Source organism: Paenibacillus sp. MCAF9, assembly GCF_052114265.1.
In the GTDB taxonomy this organism is placed as follows: domain Bacteria; phylum Bacillota; class Bacilli; order Paenibacillales; family Paenibacillaceae; genus Pristimantibacillus.
On the sequence record NZ_JBFREL010000001.1, the window covers coordinates 184,732 to 207,886 of the forward strand.

25 protein-coding genes and 1 pseudogene are annotated in these 23,155 nt (G+C 40.2%); 14 read left to right on the forward strand and 12 right to left on the reverse strand.

Features of this window, described 5'->3' with window-relative positions:
* Positions 1-35 precede the first annotated feature (35 nt).
* Complete coding sequence (locus AB4Z45_RS00850; protein WP_441907484.1) at positions 36-950, reverse strand: sugar phosphate isomerase/epimerase; 915 nt, start codon at positions 948-950, stop codon at positions 36-38.
* 77 nt (positions 951-1,027) lie between these two features.
* Positions 1,028-1,375, reverse strand: coding sequence for an EamA family transporter (locus AB4Z45_RS00855; protein ID WP_441875486.1), 348 nt, complete (start codon positions 1,373-1,375; stop codon positions 1,028-1,030).
* 207 nt (positions 1,376-1,582) lie between these two features.
* Here AB4Z45_RS00855 and AB4Z45_RS00860 point away from each other — a divergent pair, with 207 nt between their 5' ends.
* The 6 genes from AB4Z45_RS00860 to AB4Z45_RS00885 all read left to right on the forward strand — a co-directional run bounded on the left by AB4Z45_RS00860 (position 1,583) and on the right by AB4Z45_RS00885 (position 6,247).
* The gene (locus AB4Z45_RS00860) at positions 1,583-1,786 is read left to right on the forward strand and encodes a hypothetical protein (RefSeq protein ID WP_441907485.1); all 204 of its coding nucleotides are present in this window, start codon (positions 1,583-1,585) and stop codon (positions 1,784-1,786) included.
* Between the two features lie 225 nt (positions 1,787-2,011).
* Positions 2,012-2,296 carry a chitinase gene (locus tag AB4Z45_RS00865; RefSeq protein ID WP_441907486.1) on the forward strand — a complete coding sequence of 95 codons (285 nt, stop codon included), beginning with the start codon at positions 2,012-2,014 and terminating at the stop codon, positions 2,294-2,296.
* Between the two features lie 31 nt (positions 2,297-2,327).
* Entirely contained in the window at positions 2,328-2,477 is a 150-nt protein-coding gene (locus AB4Z45_RS00870) for a glycoside hydrolase family 19 protein (protein ID WP_441907487.1), read from the forward strand.
* 269 nt (positions 2,478-2,746) lie between these two features.
* Complete coding sequence (locus AB4Z45_RS00875) at positions 2,747-2,947, forward strand: copper ion binding protein (protein WP_076265772.1); 201 nt, start codon at positions 2,747-2,749, stop codon at positions 2,945-2,947.
* Between the two features lie 24 nt (positions 2,948-2,971).
* Positions 2,972-5,401: a heavy metal translocating P-type ATPase gene (locus AB4Z45_RS00880; protein WP_441907488.1), complete on the forward strand. Its 2,430-nt coding sequence runs from the start codon at positions 2,972-2,974 to the stop codon at positions 5,399-5,401.
* A gap of 162 nt (positions 5,402-5,563) precedes the next feature.
* Positions 5,564-6,247, forward strand: a complete 684-nt coding sequence (locus AB4Z45_RS00885) for a DUF7002 family protein (RefSeq protein WP_441907489.1) — start codon at positions 5,564-5,566, stop codon at positions 6,245-6,247.
* A 3-nt stretch (positions 6,248-6,250) separates the two neighbouring features.
* Here the strand turns inward: AB4Z45_RS00885 and AB4Z45_RS00890 are convergent, their stop codons facing one another.
* On the reverse strand, positions 6,251-6,664 hold the full coding sequence (locus AB4Z45_RS00890) for a nuclear transport factor 2 family protein (protein WP_441907490.1): 414 nt from the start codon (positions 6,662-6,664) through the stop codon (positions 6,251-6,253).
* Positions 6,665-6,839: 175 nt separating this feature from the next.
* On the opposite strand from AB4Z45_RS00890, the pseudogene AB4Z45_RS00895 reads away from it, so the two are divergent.
* Positions 6,840-7,004 (forward strand): annotated as a pseudogene (locus AB4Z45_RS00895) (ATP-binding cassette domain-containing protein); the annotation flags it as partial.
* 49 nt (positions 7,005-7,053) lie between these two features.
* Here AB4Z45_RS00895 and AB4Z45_RS00900 read toward each other — a convergent pair.
* Positions 7,054-7,446 carry a winged helix-turn-helix transcriptional regulator gene (locus tag AB4Z45_RS00900; protein WP_441907491.1) on the reverse strand — a complete coding sequence of 131 codons (393 nt, stop codon included), beginning with the start codon at positions 7,444-7,446 and terminating at the stop codon, positions 7,054-7,056.
* A gap of 114 nt (positions 7,447-7,560) precedes the next feature.
* Between AB4Z45_RS00900 and AB4Z45_RS00905 the strand changes: the two genes are divergently transcribed.
* The 3 genes from AB4Z45_RS00905 to AB4Z45_RS00915 all read left to right on the forward strand — a co-directional run bounded on the left by AB4Z45_RS00905 (position 7,561) and on the right by AB4Z45_RS00915 (position 11,434).
* Entirely contained in the window at positions 7,561-8,580 is a 1,020-nt protein-coding gene (locus AB4Z45_RS00905) for a zinc-dependent alcohol dehydrogenase family protein (protein ID WP_441907492.1), read from the forward strand.
* Between the two features lie 841 nt (positions 8,581-9,421).
* Entirely contained in the window at positions 9,422-10,429 is a 1,008-nt protein-coding gene (locus AB4Z45_RS00910) for a zinc-dependent alcohol dehydrogenase (protein WP_441907493.1), read from the forward strand.
* Positions 10,430-10,555: 126 nt separating this feature from the next.
* Positions 10,556-11,434, forward strand: coding sequence for an AraC family transcriptional regulator (locus tag AB4Z45_RS00915; RefSeq protein WP_441907494.1), 879 nt, complete (start codon positions 10,556-10,558; stop codon positions 11,432-11,434).
* Between the two features lie 73 nt (positions 11,435-11,507).
* On the opposite strand, the gene AB4Z45_RS00920 is transcribed toward AB4Z45_RS00915, so the two are convergent.
* The 3 genes from AB4Z45_RS00920 to AB4Z45_RS00930 all read right to left on the reverse strand — a co-directional run bounded on the left by AB4Z45_RS00920 (position 11,508) and on the right by AB4Z45_RS00930 (position 14,807).
* A complete protein-coding gene (locus AB4Z45_RS00920; RefSeq protein ID WP_441907495.1) occupies positions 11,508-12,776 on the reverse strand; it encodes an alkaline phosphatase in 1,269 nt (422 codons plus the stop codon).
* A gap of 110 nt (positions 12,777-12,886) precedes the next feature.
* Positions 12,887-14,044 carry an N-acetylglucosamine-6-phosphate deacetylase gene (nagA, locus tag AB4Z45_RS00925; RefSeq protein WP_441907496.1) on the reverse strand — a complete coding sequence of 386 codons (1,158 nt, stop codon included), beginning with the start codon at positions 14,042-14,044 and terminating at the stop codon, positions 12,887-12,889.
* Complete coding sequence (locus tag AB4Z45_RS00930; RefSeq protein WP_441907497.1) at positions 14,034-14,807, reverse strand: DeoR/GlpR family DNA-binding transcription regulator; 774 nt, start codon at positions 14,805-14,807, stop codon at positions 14,034-14,036. Before AB4Z45_RS00930 ends, nagA begins: the two co-directional genes overlap by 11 nt.
* A 470-nt stretch (positions 14,808-15,277) precedes the next feature.
* Here AB4Z45_RS00930 and AB4Z45_RS00935 point away from each other — a divergent pair, with 470 nt between their 5' ends.
* Entirely contained in the window at positions 15,278-15,427 is a 150-nt protein-coding gene (locus tag AB4Z45_RS00935) for a hypothetical protein (RefSeq protein ID WP_441907498.1), read from the forward strand.
* 253 nt (positions 15,428-15,680) lie between these two features.
* Positions 15,681-16,958, forward strand: coding sequence for an ATP-binding protein (locus AB4Z45_RS00940; protein WP_441907499.1), 1,278 nt, complete (start codon positions 15,681-15,683; stop codon positions 16,956-16,958).
* 53 nt (positions 16,959-17,011) lie between these two features.
* Here the strand turns inward: AB4Z45_RS00940 and AB4Z45_RS00945 are convergent, their stop codons facing one another.
* The 3 genes from AB4Z45_RS00945 to AB4Z45_RS00955 form a co-directional block, all read right to left on the reverse strand.
* Positions 17,012-18,919 carry a glycosyl hydrolase family 18 protein gene (locus tag AB4Z45_RS00945; protein WP_441907500.1) on the reverse strand — a complete coding sequence of 636 codons (1,908 nt, stop codon included), beginning with the start codon at positions 18,917-18,919 and terminating at the stop codon, positions 17,012-17,014.
* Positions 18,920-19,112: 193 nt separating this feature from the next.
* Positions 19,113-19,391 (reverse strand): YxcD family protein, encoded by a 279-nt coding sequence (locus AB4Z45_RS00950; RefSeq protein ID WP_441907501.1) that lies wholly within the window; start codon positions 19,389-19,391, stop codon positions 19,113-19,115.
* A 2-nt stretch (positions 19,392-19,393) separates the two neighbouring features.
* The gene (locus AB4Z45_RS00955) at positions 19,394-19,810 is read right to left on the reverse strand and encodes a hypothetical protein (protein ID WP_430058800.1); all 417 of its coding nucleotides are present in this window, start codon (positions 19,808-19,810) and stop codon (positions 19,394-19,396) included.
* Positions 19,811-20,002: 192 nt separating this feature from the next.
* Here AB4Z45_RS00955 and AB4Z45_RS00960 point away from each other — a divergent pair, with 192 nt between their 5' ends.
* Positions 20,003-20,545: a DUF309 domain-containing protein gene (locus AB4Z45_RS00960; protein ID WP_441907502.1), complete on the forward strand. Its 543-nt coding sequence runs from the start codon at positions 20,003-20,005 to the stop codon at positions 20,543-20,545.
* Positions 20,546-20,569: 24 nt separating this feature from the next.
* Here AB4Z45_RS00960 and AB4Z45_RS00965 read toward each other — a convergent pair whose 3' ends face one another.
* Together AB4Z45_RS00965 and AB4Z45_RS00970 are read right to left on the reverse strand one after the other, a co-directional pair.
* Positions 20,570-21,136 (reverse strand): beta-class carbonic anhydrase, encoded by a 567-nt coding sequence (locus tag AB4Z45_RS00965; protein WP_441907503.1) that lies wholly within the window; start codon positions 21,134-21,136, stop codon positions 20,570-20,572.
* The gene (locus tag AB4Z45_RS00970; protein WP_441907504.1) at positions 21,133-21,465 is read right to left on the reverse strand and encodes an iron-sulfur cluster biosynthesis family protein; all 333 of its coding nucleotides are present in this window, start codon (positions 21,463-21,465) and stop codon (positions 21,133-21,135) included. The genes AB4Z45_RS00965 and AB4Z45_RS00970 overlap by 4 nt, the downstream gene beginning before the upstream one ends.
* Positions 21,466-21,604: 139 nt before the next feature.
* On the opposite strand from AB4Z45_RS00970, the gene AB4Z45_RS00975 reads away from it, so the two are divergent.
* On the forward strand, positions 21,605-23,119 hold the full coding sequence (locus tag AB4Z45_RS00975) for a carboxypeptidase M32 (protein ID WP_441907842.1): 1,515 nt from the start codon (positions 21,605-21,607) through the stop codon (positions 23,117-23,119).
* Positions 23,120-23,155 lie beyond the last annotated feature (36 nt).

Consider the following 23,155-nt stretch of genomic DNA (forward strand, 5'->3'; position numbering starts at 1 on the left):
TGCCCCTTACTAGTATGGCAGCTTATAGGTGAATCTTATTTATTTAGAATGCTGTCTACCCATAAGTAACAGCTTTCTAATTGTTGCTTACTAATACGATCAGACCTGTGCTCGAACATGATCCTTACTTTATTATTTTCTTCTCTAATAATGTTCAAATAATCTTCTATCGGTGCCCATCCCTCATCGGGACTGAGCTCGGGTAATGCAGGATGATGTCTATTTTGAATGGTATCGTTAATTTGCATGTTTGACAAATGAATCGAAGCAGCATATTTCGTATACTTTCTAAATATTTTTCTTGCATCTAACGAAGGATCTATACTCTCTTGATGAAATAGTCTTGCCGTATCCAAGCACAGCTTAATTTTTGGGTACTTTAAAAGCAAATTTTCCAAGAAATCCGTATCATAGATATACTTATTCAGTGCGTCAAACTCCAGTAATGGGGTGAAATGATATTGCTCGCTTTTTTCCGTAAGCCAGTTAAAAAGGTATTCGCTTTTTTCAACGAATTGCTCGAAAGAATAATTGCTTTCTAAAATGTATTCAGTGCTATTCGTAAATTTCCATGTATCCCAGTTGACACTGTCATCCAATAGGACTGGTTTTGGATAATGGAATAAAATATAATCAAGTGGGGCTGTTGCTAAATAATTGAGCTCTTCTTCGATATTGTTGAATGCGTCAGTTCTAATCTTATCATCTAAGGATAAAATTAATGCATCTCTTAGTCTTGAAGCATTAGCTCGCATAGGAAAATGTACTCCGATATGAAAACCTCTTTTTTTTGCTTCTTCAATAAGCTTTAAATAATCTTCATGAGTATGGAACAAACATGCTTCAATCCCATAAAAACTATCTCTAAAATCCTTTTCATATTTACGGTCATCGAATCCTCCGTATTGCCCGATCATAAATTGTTTGATGAAAATCTCCTCCTCTTCCATAGACGTCATTACAATTCGACAGAAAACCCCATTTTCCTGTTATAGAGGTCATAAATTTTTCTCTTTTATGGAAGTGGCTACTTTTGTTTAACGAGGAACAGCCCAATAACGATAATCACTAAGCCAACCCAGTTTTTCCAATTGGGGAATTCTTTTAGAAACAAGTACCCCATAATTAACGAAATCAAAATTTCCAAACACTTAGCGGCTACTAAAGTAAAGCTAAGATTCCCGGAAGATTTGAGACCATACTTTACACCATAGCCAATTGATAAATTAGCCATTAAAAAGAAGGGTAACATTAGCAATTGGAACTTTAAAGTTGACCAAAATTGGGGCTCAATATGTTTCCCTTGATAAGAAAAAATAAAATTAACTACAAACAATCCTCCAAATAAAAGCGCGAAGCTATACAGATAAGTCATAAGAACCTCCAGCTATTGTTTTTAAATTCGTTTGTTTCTTTATGAATTGCATGTAAAAAATCTTTGATCGCTTTCGTCGATTAATGTTTCCTGAAGCCAACTTTTTTATCCATGACAAAGATTTAATCTGACAGAATACTTGAAAAATCGAGCTGTATTAAAATAATCATCTTAAATAATCAACGAAATCATTTTCGTACAGGAGGTATGAACTATTTACAATCGATTCATAATGCTATTACTTACAAAGGAAGCACACTTGTGATTGGTGAAAACCATTTTTTATCGTTAAAGGAGATTGAAAGGGCATGGGATGGAATTGATCCAGAATATACGCCTGAAAAAGCTGTAGATGCGGTTAAAGCAGTTCTTCCTCAAAAAATATACGAAGAACTGTTTCCAAACCGCTGATCGCTGCTGTAACTGAGGTGTCAAATCTTAAGTTAAAGGTTAGCACACGCAAGGGAGACAACAGCGCTCAGGAAATACATAGATTGGATAAGGATGCTAGAATCGAGACATTGATCTCCCGTTCGGCTGAGTTTAATTCACCAGACAATTTGAAGAAAGAAATTGAAACGGTTGTCATCGATTTTGGCACATTCCTCAAGGAGGGTTTTAAGAAAGATCGTAAGCGTGAGCTCGCCATTTCTTGCCAATCTTGCACATGAGACTGGCGGAGGCTGGGCTACAGCACCTGGCGGTGAACTGAAGTGGGGACTGTTCTGGAATGAAAATATTGCTGGAAGAACGGGTTTAAATGAATCCGCTTTCGTGGATGAAGCAAGCAGTGCTCTCTATCCGGGCGTATCGGGCAAACGTTATTATGGACGTGGACCGATCATGTTGAGTTGGAATTTCAACTACGGCTTGTTCAGCTCTATTATTTATGGAGACAAAATTGTCCTCCTAGCACTCTGAAATCGTCGCAGCGGACGGTAAGGTTGGTTTCATGACTGCTATTTTATTTTGGATGACACCGCAGGCGCCTAAGCCATCAGCTCATGATGTTATCGTGAACAAATGGAAGCCATCGAAAGAGGATATTGCAAAAGGTTTAAAGCAGCCAGGGTTTGGCATTACCATCATGGTGCTTAGTTAGAAGTGTTTTATTAATTTCTTCCAGTTTAACTTTTAAATGAAATAATCGAAAGAGATATCATACTATGCATTTTATGCAAATTTCTCTGTTTTAGATGGAGTAAGCAAATGTTCAATGACACAATATAGAAAGAAAATAGATAAAATGATTGACACAATATACGGTAGGGGGGTATAGTGTGTTTATGAGAAAGAGCAGTAAACTTCTTATACATTGTATTTTCAATACGAAGATAAAAATAAATGATTCACATAAAGGAGATATGAACAATGAAAAATGTAACATTAAATGTTGAAGGAATGTCTTGTAATCACTGTGTTAATTCCATCGAAGGAGCATTAAAGACGATAGGTGCACAAGGAAAAGTGGATCTGGCGAGTGAATCAGTTCAAGTTGTATTCGACGAAAGTAAGCTAACACTTGAAACGATCAAGGAAACCATAGAAGAACAAGGATATGAAGTTCATTAATCGAGAAAAAAAGAGGTGATCATCATGGAAGCGACTAGCTCAGATACGAAGCAAACTTCCCTGCAAATTATTGGGATGACTTGTGCAGCTTGCGCGAATAGGATTGAGAAAGGATTAAATAAGCTTGAAGGTGTTTCGGAAGCGAATGTAAATTTTGCAATGGAACGCGCTACAGTAATTTATGATCCAAGCAAAACAAACATTGCAAATATGGAACAAAGCATACAGAAGCTTGGGTACAGCACGGCTAAGGAAAGCGTTGATTTGCAGCTAGTTGGGATGACTTGCGCAGCTTGTGCGCTTAAAATCGAGAAAGCATTAAATAAACTGCCTGGCATCACGAATGCTACCGTTAATTTCGCAATAGAAACTGCTCATGTAGAATTCAATCCTTCAGATGTCACTTTGTCAGATATGCAAAAACGAGTCGAGAAACTCGGGTACAAAGCAGTGCCAAAACAAGAGGTTGGCGATCCGGCTGAGCATCGTCAAAAAGAAATTAAACAACAAAAGCGCAAGCTTCTCATTTCTGCCATCTTGTCGCTGCCGCTGCTTTGGTCCATGGTGACTCATTTTTCATTTACATCATGGATTTGGATGCCAGAAATTTTTATGAATCCTTGGTTTCAGCTTGCACTTGCAACTCCGGTTCAATTTTATGTCGGAAAACATTTTTATGTTGGAGCTTACAAAGCACTACGCAATAAAAGTGCCAATATGGATGTTCTGGTAGCTCTAGGCACGTCAGCTGCTTACTTTTATAGCCTATACCTGACAATAGATTGGGCAACGATGTCTGGAAATATGCACCACAGTCCATCCATGTATTATGAAACAAGCGCAGTTTTAATTACACTCGTTATTCTTGGTAAATTATTTGAAGGTTTGGCGAAAGGGCGTACTTCTGAAGCAATCAAGACACTAATGGGATTACAAGCCAAGACGGCGTTAGTCATTCGTGATGGTCAAGAGCTAACGATTCCTGTCGAGGAAGTGCTTACTGGAGACTTTGTGCTGGTAAAACCGGGTGAGAAGGTTCCGGTGGATGGTGAAGTCATCGAAGGTACATCAGCGGTGGATGAGTCCATGCTGACTGGAGAAAGCATTCCAGTGGATAAAAAAATTGGCGACCATGTAATCGGAGCGACGATTAACAAAAATGGTCGGTTGAAAGTGAAAGCAACAAAGGTCGGCAAAGAAACGGCTTTAGCTCAAATTATTAAAGTTGTAGAAGAAGCGCAGGGTTCAAAAGCACCAATTCAACGTGTTGCTGATGTTATCTCTGGTATCTTTGTACCGATCGTTGTTGGAATCGCACTTGCAGCTTTTATTGTATGGTACTTCTGGATAAGTCCTGGCGATTTCGCTAATGCTTTAGAGATTGCGATCGCGATTCTTGTCATCGCATGTCCGTGTGCTCTCGGTCTTGCAACACCTACGTCGATTATGGCAGGTTCTGGTCGTGCTGCAGAGCTCGGAGTTCTCTTTAAAGGCGGCGAGCATCTCGAATCAACGCATAAAATTGATGCAATTATTTTAGATAAAACAGGAACGGTGACCAAAGGCAAACCCGAATTAACGGATGTATTTGTGGAGTTGATGGATGAAGCTGCTTTCTTGCGCCTCGTCGGCGCTGCTGAGAAAAATTCAGAGCATCCACTTGCGGAAGCAATTGTATCCGGCATATTGGCTAAAGACATTGAGCTTCCAAATGCTGATGAATTTGAAGCGATTCCTGGGTATGGCATTCGGGCCATTGTGGATGGCAAAGAGATATTAGCCGGAACTCGGAAGCTGATGGGGAAATATAATATTCAAGCGGAGCATGCTTTTGAACAAATGTCCAACCTAGAGCAAGCAGGAAAAACAACGATGTTGTTTGCGATTGATGGCCATTATGCAGGCATGGTAGCCGTTGCTGACACCATTAAGGAGACTTCGAAAGAAGCCGTTTCTCGTTTGAAGCAAATGGGGATTCAAGTCGTTATGATTACTGGTGACAATGAACGAACTGCCCAAGCTATCGCACGGCAAGTTGGCATTGATCATGTGCTGGCAGAAGTACTTCCAGAAGGCAAAGCTGAAGAAGTGAAGAAATTACAAGCACAAGGCAGAAAAGTAGCGATGGTTGGTGATGGGATAAATGATGCACCGGCCTTAGCAATGGCGGACATTGGAATGGCTGTTGGTACAGGTACAGATGTTGCGATGGAGGCTGCTGATATTACACTAATGCGCGGTGATCTGAATAGCATCCCTGATGCCATCTTTATGAGCCGTAAAACGATGGGCAATATTAGACAAAATCTATTTTGGGCACTGGCTTACAACTCGTTGGGTATTCCTATTGCAGCAATCGGATTGTTAGCCCCATGGGTCGCTGGCGCTGCTATGGCACTTAGCTCCGTATCCGTTGTGCTAAATGCACTTCGTTTGCAGCGGATGAAAGTATAACTAGCTAAAAATTCGATATTAATCAATTGATTTTCATAATAAATTTGGTTCTTAAAAAAGGTCGCCATCGGCAACCTTTTTTTTGTATCTATGTTCTTACTCTAATGATGGGTATGATTCAATCGGATTCGTGAAATCATATGGGCAGAAGGTGGGGGCATAGTGGATAAGAAAGCGATCGTTTCAGCGATAACAAAATCAAAAGGCAGGAAAAGCCTTTACCATTTTACACGAGTAAGGAACTTGCCTGCGATCATACATCATAATTCACTTTGGTCGAGCAAACATCTTTATCCATTCCATATCGGCGAGCGGCGATCAGAGGTCAAAGAAGTTAAATATTTCGAACATACGGTTGTCATTAATGCGCATCTAAGGATTGTTGAGAGTATGATGGATTCGAATTGTACACATGAACAATTTCGGGCTTATCTTGATCAACATGTATTCTTTTGGCCCACATTAAAGGATTGTCGCAAAATGTTGGATACATACAAACGAAGAGAACCGGATGAAGCATTTGTTATTTTACAGTTCGAAGCATTTCCATTATTGATGGATCATTATTCGGCCGTTAAATTGTCCAAATACGATTCGGGGAGTTCACCAAGATTTCCAAAGAACTGCAAGTACAAGAAAAGTTTAGAGATGTTTCTTTCATTAGATGATTTCCAGAAAAAAGTGAATAACACTGTTCCTGTTAAAGCTTCTGAAATACATGAGCTGCTGTTCAAAGACCAAGTTATTAATCTTAATCAATATGTACAGGTCATTTATGCTGATCATGATAATGGATTACCTGAGAACTGGAGAAAACTTGTGAAGCCGTTGGAAAGTTTCTCTTAGAGTTTATGATACTTCAATTACATATGACGTTATTTCTTTTATTTTTGCTTGTTTGGAGGCGCTGCTAAACACATAAATATTACAAAAAGCATAACTTTTGTCGTTCTCAAGTTTTATAACTCCATTCGTTGCTGCCGTGTTTCCATGTGTTACGATGTTTGTTATTTGTAATTCGATGGTCTTACTTATATTCTTTTGAGTCAATGCTTCGAGAAATTCATTTTTTCCGTGTATAGCGGGATATGAACCGACAATATTCCATTGCACATCATCTGTAATTTGATCCGCTATAAAAGGCATATCCTTTTGAGCAAAAGCAATATTAAATGATTTAAGAATAGATTTTCTAGGCGCGTTTCCGCAATCTACTGGACACAGTATTTTTAATTCCTCATTTTGAGGAGCCATATGAGACATTATTTTATTCCTTTCTTATTCCATTCTGTGAAGATTGCAGATTGTAAGCTTTTATGCTACAACTAACAATACAATAAACTATTTTTCTAGAGCTGGGCAACATATGTTGATCGTAAGTTTTCTTATAATCGCTTGGATATTAAGCTGGTTTAAGTTTAACCATTTATAAGCTGAGTTATTGAAGAGAACAGGAATAGGAGCGTTAGCTGATCGTGAGATTACGCAGGTTTCAGATGGCCAACTACAAAGAGCAGCTATTTGCAGGGCTCTTTTTAATCAGCCTGATATTCTTTTTGGTGACGTGACAACTGGTGCTCTGAACTCCAAAGCAACGGATGAAAATCATTCCTAAGGACACTAACACTCAGTTGGTGTTTTTTTGTTTTGTATTATTCCTTTTCGCTAGCTTGATCAAATGATGATCTAGCCAATTCAACAAGAGAATAATTTGTTCTTGTCCACTGCTTCAAGGCACTCAGTGGCTCGAGCAAAGACTCTCCCAACTTGGTAAGCGAATACTCAACGATTGGTGGAACAGACGGAGTCATATCTCGCTGAACCAAACCGTCACGTTCCAATTGCCGCAAGGTTTGCGTTAGCATTTTTTTGGAAATTCCATCAATCCGTCTGCTAATATCTCCGTATCGAATAATACCGTCTTCCAATGCATAAATGACCAGTGCTGACCATTTGTTTGCAATGATTTCAAGTACTTTACTGTAAGAGCATTCAGATATCGAAATGTCGGGTTGAACGCTTTTAGCTGGAGATGATGTTTTCATTTAAGGCCCTCCTTATGCACTTTTTGGTTCATTGGAAACCTTAAAGTGCCTTCTTACTTTATTTTAGTTTGTATATTATTGTATGTCTATATTATCCATAAAGGAGAGAATATTATGAAAGTATACGAAATTAACGGTGAATTCGGAATTGATCGATTGAAGGCATCCGACCGCCCAATACCAGTGCCCCGTTCAAATGAAGTTCTTATCAAAATGCACGCGGTTTCTTTAAACGCTAGAGATTTGGGCGTTATCGATGGGTTTTATAACCCCAATTTAAATACGCCATTAATTCCAGTATCTGATGGTGTAGGTGAAGTTGTGTCCCTCGGAGAAAACTCAAACAAATTCAAAATTGGGGATAGAGTAAGTGGAATTTTCACTCAAAGCTGGATTACGGGTGAGCCGACACAACAAAACTGGATAAGTACACTAGGCAGTCCGTTGAATGGACTGCTCGCGGAATTTGTTGTGCTGCCAGAAGAAGGGTTAGTTCATGTACCTGATCGATTGACGGATATAGAAGCGGCAACCCTGCCTTGTGCAGGCGTGACAGCATGGCATGCTCTCATTGAGGAAGGCAAGATTAAAGCTGGTGATACCGTTGTCATACAGGGGACAGGTGGCGTCGCCTTGTTCGCACTTCAATTCGCAAAACTGTATGGAGCAACTGTTATTGTAACATCAAGCAGTGACGAGAAGCTTAATAGAGCGAAGGAAATTGGCGCGGATTTCGGCATTAACTATAAGCAAACACCCGAATGGGATAAGGCTGTACTTGCACTGACGGAGGAACATGGAGCAGACCATATCGTTGATCTCGGCGGATCAGCTACGTTAAATAGATCGATCTCAGCACTCCGTGTAGGTGGACATATCAGCATGATCGGCGGTCTATCGGGGTTTAGTGTAGAAGGATTTGACATTATCCCTGCAATTGTTAGAAAAGCACGCCTGCAAGCGATCAACGTAGGCAGCCGGGACATGTTTGAATCGATGAATTTTGCTATTGAACATAGCGAGCTACATCCCATAGTTGATTCAGTGTATCCATTTGAACATGCTGTAGATGCGCTTCAGTACTTGACGAAGGGGTCATATTTTGGGAAAGTTGTTATTTCATTTAATCAGTAATGGCATTATTTTTAAGTTGAACATGATTCTTATTAAACAATCTTATATCCAACATTTCCCCGTTCGATGAGGGATTAAACACAAAAAGCCCATACAATAGGCTTTTTGTGTTCATGCTATTTAAGAAAATACTCACTGTCTGAATAGATGGAAGGCATTAAGCATTCTGATTAGTAGCCACAGCCGCCGCCAAAGATGCCGCAACTACAAGCTATAATCACCAACAAAATGAACAGAACCAGGATAATACCAATACTGTGATTAGCACCACCAACAAATCCACCCATCAAACATTCACCTCCAATGTTTAAAGTACACTGTAGTTTATGTACGTATGGTACTGTATGATTGGACGTTTGTTCTGTAAGGATGTTTGCCCAATCAGCTGTTTGTAAGTAAAGAGAAAGCCCATGGCATGGACTTTCTCTTTTTTACTATGAGATGTTATAGGTTAAATGAGCATACATTGTGGCAGGTGCTGTTATGGTTTTATTCATTCGACGTATGACAGAACAGGGTTTGTTATCTAGACAGTTTTGTCCTAAGCGCGGTCACGGCAGTGAGTAGCAATAATAACCAACAAAATGAACAGAACTAGAATAAAACCGATATTTTCCATCAAACATTCACCCCCTGTGTTTTGACTACACTATAAATTATGTATTGATAGAGCGAAGTGATTGGATGGTTGTACTGGTATGATAATAGCCTTATAGAATACAAACATAGCAGCTCATATTATTTTCGGTGTTTTAGATAAAAAATCGTTTAAGCGAGCAAAGACATCGACATCACAAAGTCTTATATTAATAGTGAAAGCATTTACAGAGGAGTGATTTCGATGGAAAATACAAAAGTCATGTTCGTGAGCCCCTTACAAGTTGAGACGGTTAAAGAGAATTACATTCTAAAAAAATTAAATGAAAATGAAATAGTTGTACAATTGATATATTCCCTCATTAGCCCAGGAACTGAACTAGCAATGTTAACAGGTAAAGAAGAATGGGCTAAGCTTCCGCTATGTCCGGGATATGCAAGCGTAAGCAAAGTAATGGAGACAGGTGAGGGCGTTAAAGATTTGCAGCCAGGCGATATCGTGTTTCATTATGGACAACATAGCAAATATCAAGTTGTTAACACGAATGAGCTATGTATTCAAGTTCCTGAAAATCTGGATTTAAAATGGGTGCCATTTACCCGTATGGCTACGGTCGCCTTCACATCGGTACGTGTTTCTGAAATTGAAATTGGTGACTTTGTAAGTGTGACTGGTCTTGGATTAGTCGGTAATTTGGCTGCTCAGCTGGCTCGGCTTCAGGGAGCTACGGTTATTGGGGTCGATTTATCGAAAGAAAGAATTCGGACTGCCGAGGCATGCAGCGTGGATTACACGATTGATGGTGGAGTAGAAGATACAAAGCAACGGATATCAATGTTAACCAAGGGTGCTGGTGTATCCACACATATTGAGGCAACTGGCGTACCTGCTGTCGGAGTTGACAGTCTGAAGTGGATTGCTAAGCTTGGTGAAATCATTTTCTTGGGAAGTCCTCGCGGAGAGTACAACACAGATGTTACTGATATATTAAACTATTGTCATCTTTATGGGCGAGGCTGTATTACGTTTAAGGGCGCGCATGAGTGGCGTTATCCGGTTGAACCAAATGAATTTGTTAAACACTCTTTAGTTAGAAATTCAGAAATTGTATTTGAGCTTATGAAACAAAATAGGCTGCAGATCGAACCATTAATTAGTCATGTGATTAAGCCGGAGCAAGCAAAAGAAGCGTATGAGGGACTAAGAGTCAATAAAGATCAGTATAATGGTGTATTGTTTGACTGGTCTTAAACGGATAACAGCTGAATGATCTATTCTAGTGGATTAACAGATTTAATTATGAGTAATTTTAATATGCTTCATTTATAATGGGAGGAGGATGAATAGACGCGTTACGATAGCAGGGGTGAGGGAAATATGGATGAGTCTTGGATGAACAGCATATCGCCTTTCGTAAGGGCGGTGAGAGTGATGACGACTTCATCCTTAGCCGGTGAATGGATGGATCATGATCACGTATTTACCTATATCGAACAAGGTGAAGCTGAGTTTTTCTTGAGTGGTGTTAAATATGTTGCTCAAGAAGGCGATGTGCTGTTGATGCATCCTTTTATGCCTCACATTATTCGATCGATCTCTGATCAACCATTAATTCAATATATTTTTCATTTTGATCTATATTATGATGAGGAAAGAAGTTTATTGGATTTCACAACAGCTTCCAAAATTCATAATACTTACATTGTGGATAAGGAAACGCAGTTAACATCCATTATTCCCATTTCACACATACAGTTGGCAGACAGGATAGAGCTGAAAAAGAAGTTTTTGCAGCTTCACAAACATTTTCAGGAGAAAAGAGCTGGACATTTTTTATTAACAAAATCAATCTGCTTGGAGCTGTTATATTTATTTTTTAAAAATCAAACGGATCGCAATGAAGGGAAATGGACTAAAGGCTGGGCATTCATTGAAAGAGCAATTCATTACATCCATGACAGCTATCAAGATCCTGATTTAAATAATGTTTCTATAAGTAAATATGCCGGGGTGTCTACGAATCATTTGTCTCATTTGTTTAAGCAGCAGCTTGGGATATCCCTTCATAAATATGTAACGCATATTAGAATTGAGCATGCAAAATTACTGATCATGGAAGGGAAGTATACCGTGACAGAAATTTCTGAAAATGTTGGTTACTCCAGCATTTATTTATTTAGTCGTTCATTTAAAGCTGCTGTAGGCTTAACACCCAGCGGCTTCGCGGGTGCACAGACTAAAGTCATACAATTGTGAGAAATGCCGCCAGATCACTGGCGGCATTTCTGCTTTGTGATGTATTCAATTGTTATGGGAAGACAATTTGTTGTTATTTTTTAATTTTAAGTCCTAAAGCTTGCATGAGTTTATGAAATACATCTGTATTTTCGTAGATTCCTGTAAACAACTCAGCATTTGGACCCATAGCTGTAATCGGAATATCTACGGCAGTATGGCCTGATGTTGTCCAATCCACAACAAAGTTAAATTTGCTGTTAGCAACGGCGAAAGGACCATCTTCTTTGGAAATTCCGTCGCCGGACTCATCATCGGCATTTACTTCTTCGATGGAGAAACCGCCAGTTTCATGATCGGCTAATACGAGGACAAGTGTATTCGGGTTTTTCTTGGCAAAATCTTTGGCGACCTGAACGGATTTATCCAATTCTTGACCGGCTTTGATTGTCATTTTGGCATTGTTTTGGTGAGCAAACTCATCCGTTCCTTCTTCCTCAACCATTAGGAAAAAGCCTTTATTATTTGTAGCGAGTGTATCTATCGCTTTTTTAGTCATCTCTGCTAGAGAAACAACGGGGTTATAAATATCGCCTTCGCCTTCAGGCTTTTGTTGGAACATTTCTTCATTAGCGAACAGACCAAGCAGCTTGCCTTTTTTCACTTTTTGCATTTCTGTTTTGCTTGAAACGTAACTGTACCCTAATTGTTTTGCTTTATTTACAAGATTTCCTTGTGTTCCTTTGCTTTTTTCAGAAGGGTCTTCGCTCGGCTCATCTGGGAATTTACCAGGCTCTCTAGCTGGGTACCAGAAATCTTCGCCTCCACCGAGAATGACGTCAACTTTGCTTTGTGTCAATAGCTGCAAAGCGATCTCACTTTGTTTAGAACGATCATCTACATGTGCGCCGAAAGCAGCTCCCGTTGCGTCAGTTACTTGACTTGTAGTTACTATTCCAGTTGATTTTCCAGATTCCTTGGCGTATTCCATGATCGTTTTTACTTTTACTTTATTGGCATCCATTCCAATTGCACCATTGTATGTTTTCACACCGCTGGCATATGCCGTAGCTGATGCAGCTGAATCGGTTACAGGAACAGTAGAGCTCGTGTGCAGCAAACCTACGTAAGGCATTGAATCCATAGCGAGGTTGCCTTTTAAGCCGACGGTAGCAAGGCGGATAGCATCACGTTGAGCCATTCCCATCCCATCACCAATAAACAAAATGACATTTTTCGTTTTTGTAGTAGCTGCTTCAACTTGATTAGGCGATTGTGTACTGATAATGCTCGTAATCAGAAGGGCAGTAGCTGCTGTACCTACAATCGCGGCCTTAATTCCGTTCTTTTTAACAAATTTCATAAATTCCCTCCTAAAGTAAGTTTACTATTTTATAGTAGAGTAATTACATTAAGAGAGTGTTTTCTTCATTTCTTGTTATTGTAAAAGATTGTTTCTCGTTCTCCGCATATTCAGATAACATTACCTTTAATCATGGTCCATTCTACTTGGAAAAGTTCATTCAACAAAACAAGATCGGCATCTAATCCTGTTTTGATTGTACCTGTCTTATGATCCATACCTAATATTCGTGCAGGAGTTGTTGAGGCCATTTGAATAGCGTCCAGCAAGGAAATTCCGGTTTCGGTCGTGAAGCGGAGTGCTTCATTCATTGTAACTACGCTAGAGGCTAAGGTTCCATCCGCTAGCTGTGCAACGCCATTGGTTACTGTTACTTGATGGCCGCCAAAGAGATAGCTGCCATCTCCTAAACCCATAGCTTGTAATGCATCAGTGATCAGTACCATGTTTTCGGGTCCTTTAATGCGATGCATTAAACGAACAATAGCAGGGTGGAGGTGGACGCCATCGACAATGGCTTGAATACTCACATGATCTGCTTCAAAAGCAGCAGCGACGAGCCCTGGATCTCGATGATGAATCGGCCGCATGCCATTAAAACAATGTGTAACATGACTAGCGCCAGCATCAAATGCTAACTTAGCTTCCTCATATGTTGCATCAGAATGTGCGACAGCAATGATAACTCCCATTTCTTTCAAATAAGAGAGGAGTTCCATCCCACCCGGTAATTCTGGGGCAATCGTTACCATTTTAATAAGTCCATCTGCTTCTTCGAAAATTCGCTTCATCTCACCAAGATCCGGATGACGTAAATACTTTTCATTTTGCATCCCTTTACGCTTCGGATTCAGATAAGGTCCCTCTAAATGAAGTCCAGCAATTTTGGCGCCGACCTCAAGCCCAACGACTCGTTTAACACTACGAATCATAGCTAATAATTCATCCATTGTTGAGCTTACTGATGTAGCAAGAAACGAGGTGCAGCCCGTTGCAGCACAAACCCGAGAAACCTCTTGAATACTCGTTTCTGTTCCGTCCATCATATCGAACCCATTAGCTCCATGTATATGCACATCGATCATACCGGGGATTAACCATTGCCCGTTCCCATCTATAAGCTCATATTCCTCCTCTGGAAGAGGCGAAAGGGGAGTATGATTATTTTCTATTTTATCGATGATTCCATTTCTAATCCAGACGGTACTAGTTGGCAAAATAACATCAGGTTGTACGATTTGAACGTTACGCACGATTTTATAATTCATCTTTATTTTCCTCCTCGAGTTTGTTGTTCATCACAGAGCAAATAACTGTTATATTTTTCTGATCAAGTATTTCTTCTATTTCGCTAGGCACTTCTTGATCAGTAATTAAAATATCAATATAGTCAAAATCTAAACGATAAACCGACTTGTTTTTAAACTTAGTAAAATCAGCTACAGCGATAACCTGGTCTGATCTGCGTGCCATCTCTTTTTTGATATGAGCATCCTCTTCAAACGGGTAGTAGAGCCCATCTGATTGAATTGCCGCGGCGCCAATAAACACCTTATCAGCTCTCATTTCACGAAGCTTTTCAATAACGGAGGGACCATACAGCAAGCGGTTCTTTACGTGTAAATAACCTCCGAGTACATATACCTGCAGATCATCTCGATCAGAGAGAATTCTTACGATGTCTATGGACTGAGTAATAGCTGTAATATTATTCGCGGAGATTTGTTCGGCCACTGCCTGCACCGTTGTAGAAACGTCTAATATGACCGTCTCATGATCATGAATGAGCTTTGCTGCCACCAATCCAATATTGATTTTGCTATCTGTCTCATCAATTAGCCGTTCCTGATAGGAAGCAAGCTCCTTCTGTAATTGAGGAGAGGCTACTCCACCATGTGTTCGATTGACTACACCTTCTTGCACTAATTTAACGATATCTCTTCGAGCTGTATCCCTTGATACACCGAGATGGGTGCAAATATCCATGACACTCATCGTTTGATGTTCTTTTAAATATTCGAGTATTTTCAATAATCTCTGCTCTTGATAGATGATGAACACCTCCTTGTAAGTAAGTTTATCGTATTTTTTAAGTAAATGAAAGTATTATTTAAGTAATTAGAAGTAATTTATAAGTAAGTTGAAGTAATTTATCAGACGAGCGGATTGGAATAAGCTCCAGATGTAATCACTAATTTTGCGCTGGAACAAACTTTTAGATCTGATGGAGCAGCCAAAGTATCGATGTATGGCATTATGGCCAATATATTCATCGTAAAAGCCCATTTTTAACGCTTTCATTCAAGGCATTTCGAGTAACGGTAGGGCCTTTGGGATATCTTTTCGGCTTATGCAATTTCCTGATCGGAATTGCGAGCAATGAGGACATTGTCAAATCTGATACGTCAGCTAAGTATTGTCTGAGGTCATTTTTGTAGAGATTAGAACCTATTTTTAAAGATTGTATATAATGGGGTATACGTCCACAAGGAGTGAAATAAATGAGTAATAAAGAACAGATAGATGAGGCGAAAATTACACTTTTTGGAAGATTATTCACGTTAGGCGGATCCGTCTTTTTCTTTATTGGTTCACTGATTGCAGTAATTATTGGATACAAAGCCTATGTAGATTTACTTAATCCTCAATAATGTATATATAAAAATCTAAGGAATATATAGTTACTTTTCATGGCAGCAAAAAAAGCAAAAAGCAGAGAACGCAAGCTTAGGTTCCCAATATCTTATACTAGCTCATGTCTTATGACATGGGTTTTTCATTTTTACTGATATCTTCCAAAAATTTCATGATTATTTTCTATTATTTATGCTATTATACTGGTGATAAGATCGTTCAAAAGAATGTTGAAAATATAGCAAAAGGAGAGGGAATTGATATCTAGATATGATAAATCAATTATTAATTCATCTAATTATCATATGTTTTCCGATCTTTATCCAACAATTTTTTTATTCTCGAAATAAATTAATTAATAGAATTTCATATCAGGTTCTTAATGGATTTGTGTTTGGAGCATCCTCTATCCTTTGTATGGCCTATCCTATTTATGTGATGGGCAACTTTCATGGCGATTTAAGAAGCATTCCTTTAATTGTTCTGATTATTTATGGCTACGAGTACATTGTACCTGGCATTATTGCCCTTGCTGCTGCCATCATATACTGCTTGTGTATGGGAGGAGATGATGTTTTCCTTTCTACAGCAACATTATTACTAAGTGTGGGGCCGTGTTTCTTCTTTTTAAAGTCGTTGCGTAAAAAACAAGCTACCAGACGCATGCTGATTTGTATGAACTTATCGATTAATTCCGTTATTGTGTTTATTTTATCTTTTTTTGTCTATCTCGAGATTAACTCTTACACAAACGAGATTCATTCAGACTGTTTTTTTATCATTTCGATTTTAGCTGCAGCATCCTTTATTGGAATGGGTGTTTCTATATTACTGAAAGAGCATTTTATCGAAACGGCATACTTGAAAAATGAGCTGGAGCGTAGTGAAAAATTGAAGATCGTAAGTCAAATTGCTGCTTCCGTTGCTCACGAGGTGCGAAATCCTCTGACGGTAGTGAAAGGATTTTTGCAGCTGTTGAAGGAATCTGTCGATGACAAAAAAAAGGATTACTTGAATATTGCTTTATCTGAATTGGATAGAGCAGAGTATATTATTTCAGATTATTTGAATCTTGCTAAGCCGCAAGCCGATCAGCTGGAAGTAATCGAGATTTCTGAATTTCTAGTACATACATTGGAAATTATGAATTCCTATGGGTTAATTCAAAATGTGCAAATCCACTTAAACTGTAATCAAACGGATCTTTATATAAGGGCAGACAAACCGAAACTGACTCAAGTGATATTAAATCTAATTAAAAATGGGGTAGAAGCGATCCCAGATAAAGGCGAAGTGACTGTCAATGCTTATTATTACAAAGAGGAAATTTGTATAGAGATTATTGATACTGGCAAGGGCATATCCAGAGAGGAATTAGAGCAATTAGGTACCGTTTTTTTTACGACAAAGGAAACGGGGACAGGCTTAGGCATTTTGGTAACCTTTCGGATTGTCGAAGCATTAAAAGGTAAAATTGCTTTTCAAAGCGAGCTCGGAATGGGGACAAAGGTATTGCTGAAATTCCCTGCCGTAGATCAATTGAAATAAGTCTTTAAATGAAAAAAAGCCCCATTCTCAATAGGAGAATGGGGCTTTTCATGTTATTTATTGCGAAGCATCATCGTCCACAAATCAGAGCTTTCATAACCAAGGCGCCATGCTGCAACGCCAGCCAAATCGTAAGTTTTGGCTATATCGATACGAGCTTTGACCGTGTTTTCGGTTTCAGCCCAGAATAAATAGGTGAAGCCGTCTTTGGTATACTTGTATTTCATCTGTCCAGATTCCGGATCCATCTCACCTTGAGCATTCGTATCTGCAATAAGCTTAGGAATTTCCTTCATAAAGATGGCACGGTTGCTGACTAGCTTATTCGTGCTGTCAAGCTTCCATTCACGTACGTAAAAAGGAATGCCTAGCATAAGCTTGTTACGCGGAATGCCATAGCTCAAAAATTGCTTAACGCCTTCTTCAACCCAGTTGAGGCCAGCAACAGAACCAGGCACCTCGCTTCCTTTCCAATGCTCATCATAAGCCATAATGATAATTGTATCTACGACCGCCGAAAGAGCGGTATGGTCGTAAGCGGTTCTATCATTCCAGCTTAAGCTGCCGCGTGGCAAATCGATAGAAATTTGCATACCTTTGTCATGCACAGCTTTAGCAAGTGCTGTAACAAAGGCGGTATAGGCAGCCCGATCCGTTCCAGCGACCTCTTCAAAATCAAGATTGATGCCTGCAACACCGAGCTGAGTAAGCTTCGCTACAAGCGTATTAATGAATGCTTGCTGGGCGGTATTGTTCTTTAAAAATTCCGTCGTCATTTTTTTATTAAATTGATTGTGAACGAGCGGCATTACCTTAATTCCTTGTTCTTTGAAAGTGTCTACGACTATTTGATCTGAAGTGTCGATCATTGAGCCATCCGCAGCGGAGAGCTCAAACCAAGTAGGGGAGTCAATCGACAATCCTTGCGTATTAGCGACATGGCTGATAATCGTTGCGCTTGTAGCGCTGCCATTCCATCCCATATAAACTAGGCTTTTGGTATTGCTGAAAATTTTACGGCCTTCGCTCGTTTGAACATTGCTGTTCGCAAATCCCTTCGCATACGCAATTGCACCGGTCTTTGTATTAAAGGCTCTTAATTTCTTGTCGCCTTGATAAACGGCTAAATAAGGAATACCGGACCAATATACTTTCTCATTAAAGGTAACCTCAGCATTTGGTGTTTTTTTCGCAAGCTGTACAGCCCCATCTAAGCTAATAGAAGAGCCGACCACGGCACCATTTTGTTTTACTAAATAAGCGGGTACATTCGAATGAACGATCTTACTCGTTGCTGTATTTAATACCTGACTGCCAGAAATGGAGTAAGAGGCATTCATAGCATCGAGAAGGTACGAGTAAAGCGGCAATTCTTCTACAGGTGCCCCATCCACAGTGATTTGATAGACGGGTGCAGCAGCGCGCTGCGCTTTAGTTTGTGCAGCTGTCTGGTTTCCCCAAACCCATTTGTTCGTAGTTAAATCGATTACATGGGCATTTCCCCATTTTTTGGCTTCCTGCTTAGCGGCAGCGAGTGTTAGGAAGGACCAATTGTCACGAGTGTTGTCGCCTTGATAAAGCTTGAACTTGTCGTAGGATTGATAACTCCAGCCAATGTTTTCAAGATCACGGATATGTACGTTTGTTAAGTTTTTAGCAACAGATAATGCCTGATTATAAGTGCTAAACTCCCATTTCGGGAGAGTTTGACCGTTCTGATAAACCTTGTAACGAGGGAAGTTATCCCATACCCAAGCACGATCGGCAATTTTCTCGACATGACTGTAACCGAATTTCCCGGCATAGGAAATCGCTTGGCCCTCCGTAGTGAACTCACGGAGCATTTGGTCATTTTGATAAACACGAAATTTTGTCATTTGATTTGCTGCAGCATCTGCAATGCCTGCCGTTGCTGTCATGATTGTTTGGCAAAAGAAAAGCAAAAGCAGCGCTGTACTCATTTTTTTTCTCATAGATTTGTCATATACACTCCTCTCTAGTCTAATGATTAGACGCAGGGAGGACGAGGATGTTGCTGGAAATCTATTAATATTTCGCTAGTAATTATTGGGAGAGCATATTTTGGCACAAAAAAAAGCATCCGCTAGCTGCTTATCCGTAAGATAATGCAAGCTATTGGATACTTCTTTTATGCTAATCGGAAATGTCTGCCCAAAAATCTTCATCCGCATCGAGCGTAATGTTGGAGCGGAAAACGCGCCGATTATATTGTGTGAACATATATTGCTCGATTGCCTCGAGGATATTCGCTTCAATGATGTACTGGCTGCGGCCCTTCACCCAAACCTCGGCCGTATATCCATACTCTTCTTCCCATGAGAGCTGCACTTCCACATCGGTAGGGTTAACTCCCCGTCGTTCAGACATATGAAGGCAGATAGCGTTTATAATCTCATCTGTATAGATGCGCACGATTAGTAGGGTCTCCGTTGATCTGGCGGGTTACGCTTGCTGCGCAGATATACGAATGCTACACGTATTAGCATGATGATGGCGAAAATAGCCATTAAATTGATCATTAGACCAAGAATATTACCGAATGCGCCCATGCCCGCGAACAAACCGCCGAACATCAAGCCTGCCAAACCGCCAATCATTAGGCCTTTCATCAAGCTGCCGCCGCTAAAAAATCCAGGTTTTGTAGCGCCAGTAGTTGCTCCAGCTTTCTTGCCTGGGTTCGATTGATTAACGTTATCCGATTTCTTAGGGTTTTGCGTAACGCTTTGTTTCGGAGATTTCATTCCGCCTCGTGGTTTTGCATCGGCATACTGTCCGAAACCTAGTGTGATGAATAGTGTGAGTGCCAGCATGACCATGAATCCCTTTTTCATCTGTGTTTTCTCCTCCTGATATCTTTAATACATTCTTTACAAACATAGATAATATACGGCTAATAGACATGATGGTTTCATTTATTTCTATAGGATTGGTTTAAATGTATGAAAGTATAAGCGACATATGCTAATATTTTTATTATTAATGAAACGATGAATTCGATTGGAACAAGTCATTTGGAGGTTTTTATGATTTCTTTTCCGAAAGCGTATATTGCTTATTTAGTGGAGTTCCATGCATCCAGAGATTATTTCGAATGTCACGAGCTTCTGGAGGAGTACTGGAAAGAGAATCCAGGTGATCGATTTGCAGAAACATGGGTTGGACTTATTCAACTGGCTGTTGGCCTCTATCATGAGCGCAGAGGCAATGTTCGCGGAGCAGTCAAAATGCTAACACAAGCAGATCACAGACTGTCTGCAGCCCCGCTTGATGAGCTTGGTTTAGGTAAGAAGAGCTTGCAGATGCAATTAAGTGCAAGATTGGCTTATTTGCAGGCAGAGGACGAAACTCCCTATACAGATATTAATTTGCAAATTGTAAACGAAGACGTCGTTTTATTGTGCAAGCAGATGTGTGATCAAAGAGGATTGATTTGGGGAGCTAAGAGCCCATTAAATGATGATGCAATTATTCACAGGCATTCAAAGAGAGACAGATCCGATGTGATAGCAGCAAGACTTGCAGCTTATGAAGCAAAAAAACGGGAACGCAGCGGTATGATTGATTAACCGCTGTGTTCCCGTTTTGTTTGATTACGATTGAGACGTTGCAGCGTCTACAAGCTCTAGTTCACCAGTTTCGGAATCAATAATCAATCCATGTACTAAAATATCAGCAGGCAGCAGGGGGTGATTGCGAATGATGCTTACACTGTTTATAACACTGTCTCTGACGTTGTCAAAGCCGGTTAGCCAGCGCATTAGATTTAGACCAGAATGCTTCAAGGTAGTGATGGTATCGTTGGAAACACCGCGCTCTTCCATATGCTGAATAATGAGTTCGGGATTGAGTCCAGTCATCCCGCAATTGCTATGGCCGATGACAAATACTTCGTCGGCTTGCAGCTCATATAAGGCGACAAGGACACTGCGCATAATATTGCCAAAAGGCTGTGTCACGATAGCACCAGCGTTTTTAATGATTTTGGCATCGCCGTTTTTGAGATTCATAGCTTTGGGCAGCATTTCTGTCAGCCTTGTATCCATACAAGTAACGATGACCATTCTTTTATTTGGATATTTGCTCGTGGAATATTCCTCATATTTCCGGTTCTCAACAAATTCTTTATTGTAATGTAAAATTTCATCAATTTTGTTCATGCTGCACCTCCGCCGCTTAGAAAACGAAGGTTTACTGTATAAATTTGGATGTCGCTCTTGAGACTAAAGCTGCTTCGTTCCTCATTGTAATCAACACGCAGCTGGGGTTCATAATATATTTCATGGCGAGGTTCATAATAGAAGGGCAAAGGATCGCCTTGTGCGAGTTTGTCGTCCACCGTGGGCTCACTAATCAACTGAAGGGCAGGAACGCCGCTAACGACACAACCGCATCCTTCTGTATCATGAAGCAGTTTTAATTGGTTTTTCCCCTCTTTTAAATAAGGAGTTAACCGATCAGTAGCTGTTTTGGAAAATATGATATGCATATGGTTTCCTCTCTTTCTATCTCTTGCACTGGATGTCTTGCAGGTTTAAGATGATTATAAGGATTGGAATAAGTAAGATCAAGTAAAGATCCCATGAATCATAATCAATGTAAAAACGAAGCAGGAAGGTGGAACAATGATGTCTACAAAACATACGGAAGCTCTGCAAAATTTCAGAGAAACCATTCGCAAAATTTCGAGCTATGAGGAAGCACTCGGAGTTCTGTATTGGGATTTGCGCACAGGCGCTCCGCGCAAAGGAATGGATAATCGCTCAGAAGTCATTGGCGTGTTATCCGGCGACCATTTTAAGCTGGCTACATCACCTGAACTAGGAGAAAATCTTTCCACACTGGAGGAACGTTCTGTATATTCAGAGCTCAGCGAAATCGATCAGCGTTTAGTTGCGGAAACTCGCAAGGAGTACGATCGCAGCATCAAAATTCCACCGAAGCTCTATCAAGAATATGTGGTATTGTCCTCGCAATCCGAGAGCAAATGGGAAGAAGCGAAGGAAAACAATGATTATGCAAGCTTCCAGCCCTATTTGGAGAAGGTCATTTCCTATACGAATCAATTTATTGATCTTTGGGGACCGAAAGAGACTCGTTATGATACGCTTCTTGATCAATATGAACCGGGCATGACCGTTGCTGAACTTGACCGTGTGTTTGGCGGTTTACGCGAGCAGCTCGTACCGCTAGCAGCAGCGATCGCAAATTCGCCGCATCAGCCAGATACTTCATTTCTGAAGCAAAACTATGATAAATCGTCTCAAAAAGCGTTTAGTCTATACATATTGGAGCAAATGGGCTACAACTTTGAAGCAGGCAGGCTCGATGAGAGCGCTCATCCATTCGCTACAGGACTTAATCCCGGCGATGTTCGAATTACGACAAGATATTTGGAGGACGATGTAACGAGCGCTTTGTTCGGAACAATACATGAAGGCGGTCATGCGCTTTATGAGCAAAATATTATGGAAGAGCTTATCGGCACAACGCTTTGCACCGGAACTTCCATGGGCATTCACGAATCGCAATCCCGCTTCTGGGAAAATGTCATTGGCCGCAGCAGACCGTTCTGGAATCGTTATTTCGGCGAGCTTCAACAACGTTTTCCTGGCCAGCTTGATGTGAGCGTTGATCAATTTTATCGTGGGAATAATGTTGTGCAGCCATCGCTAGTTAGAATAGAAGCCGATGAGCTGACTTATAATCTGCATATCATTATCCGCTATGAGATCGAGAAGCTTATATTTAATGGCGGCGCGAAAGCCGCAGATCTTCCAGCTATCTGGAATGAAAAATACAAAGAGTATTTAGGCGTGATTCCGCAAAATGATGCAGAAGGCGTTCTCCAAGATGTTCACTGGTCAGGTGGAGCTTTTGGTTATTTCCCTTCCTATTCACTTGGCAATATGTATGCGGCACAAATCGCAGATACGATGGAGCGTGATCTGCAAGGTTTCTGGGGCAGTGTAGAGAAAGGGAATTTACTGCCGATTAAGCAATGGCTTAGCGAGCGTATTTACAAATACGGCAAGCTGAGAACGCCTTCTGAGCTTATCCAGAGCGTTACTGGCAAACCGCTTGATCCACAGCATTTGGTTGCTTATTTAACGAAAAAATATACAGACATCTACAAGCTGTAATAAATAGCTAAAGTTACTAACAAGATGAGAAGGCTG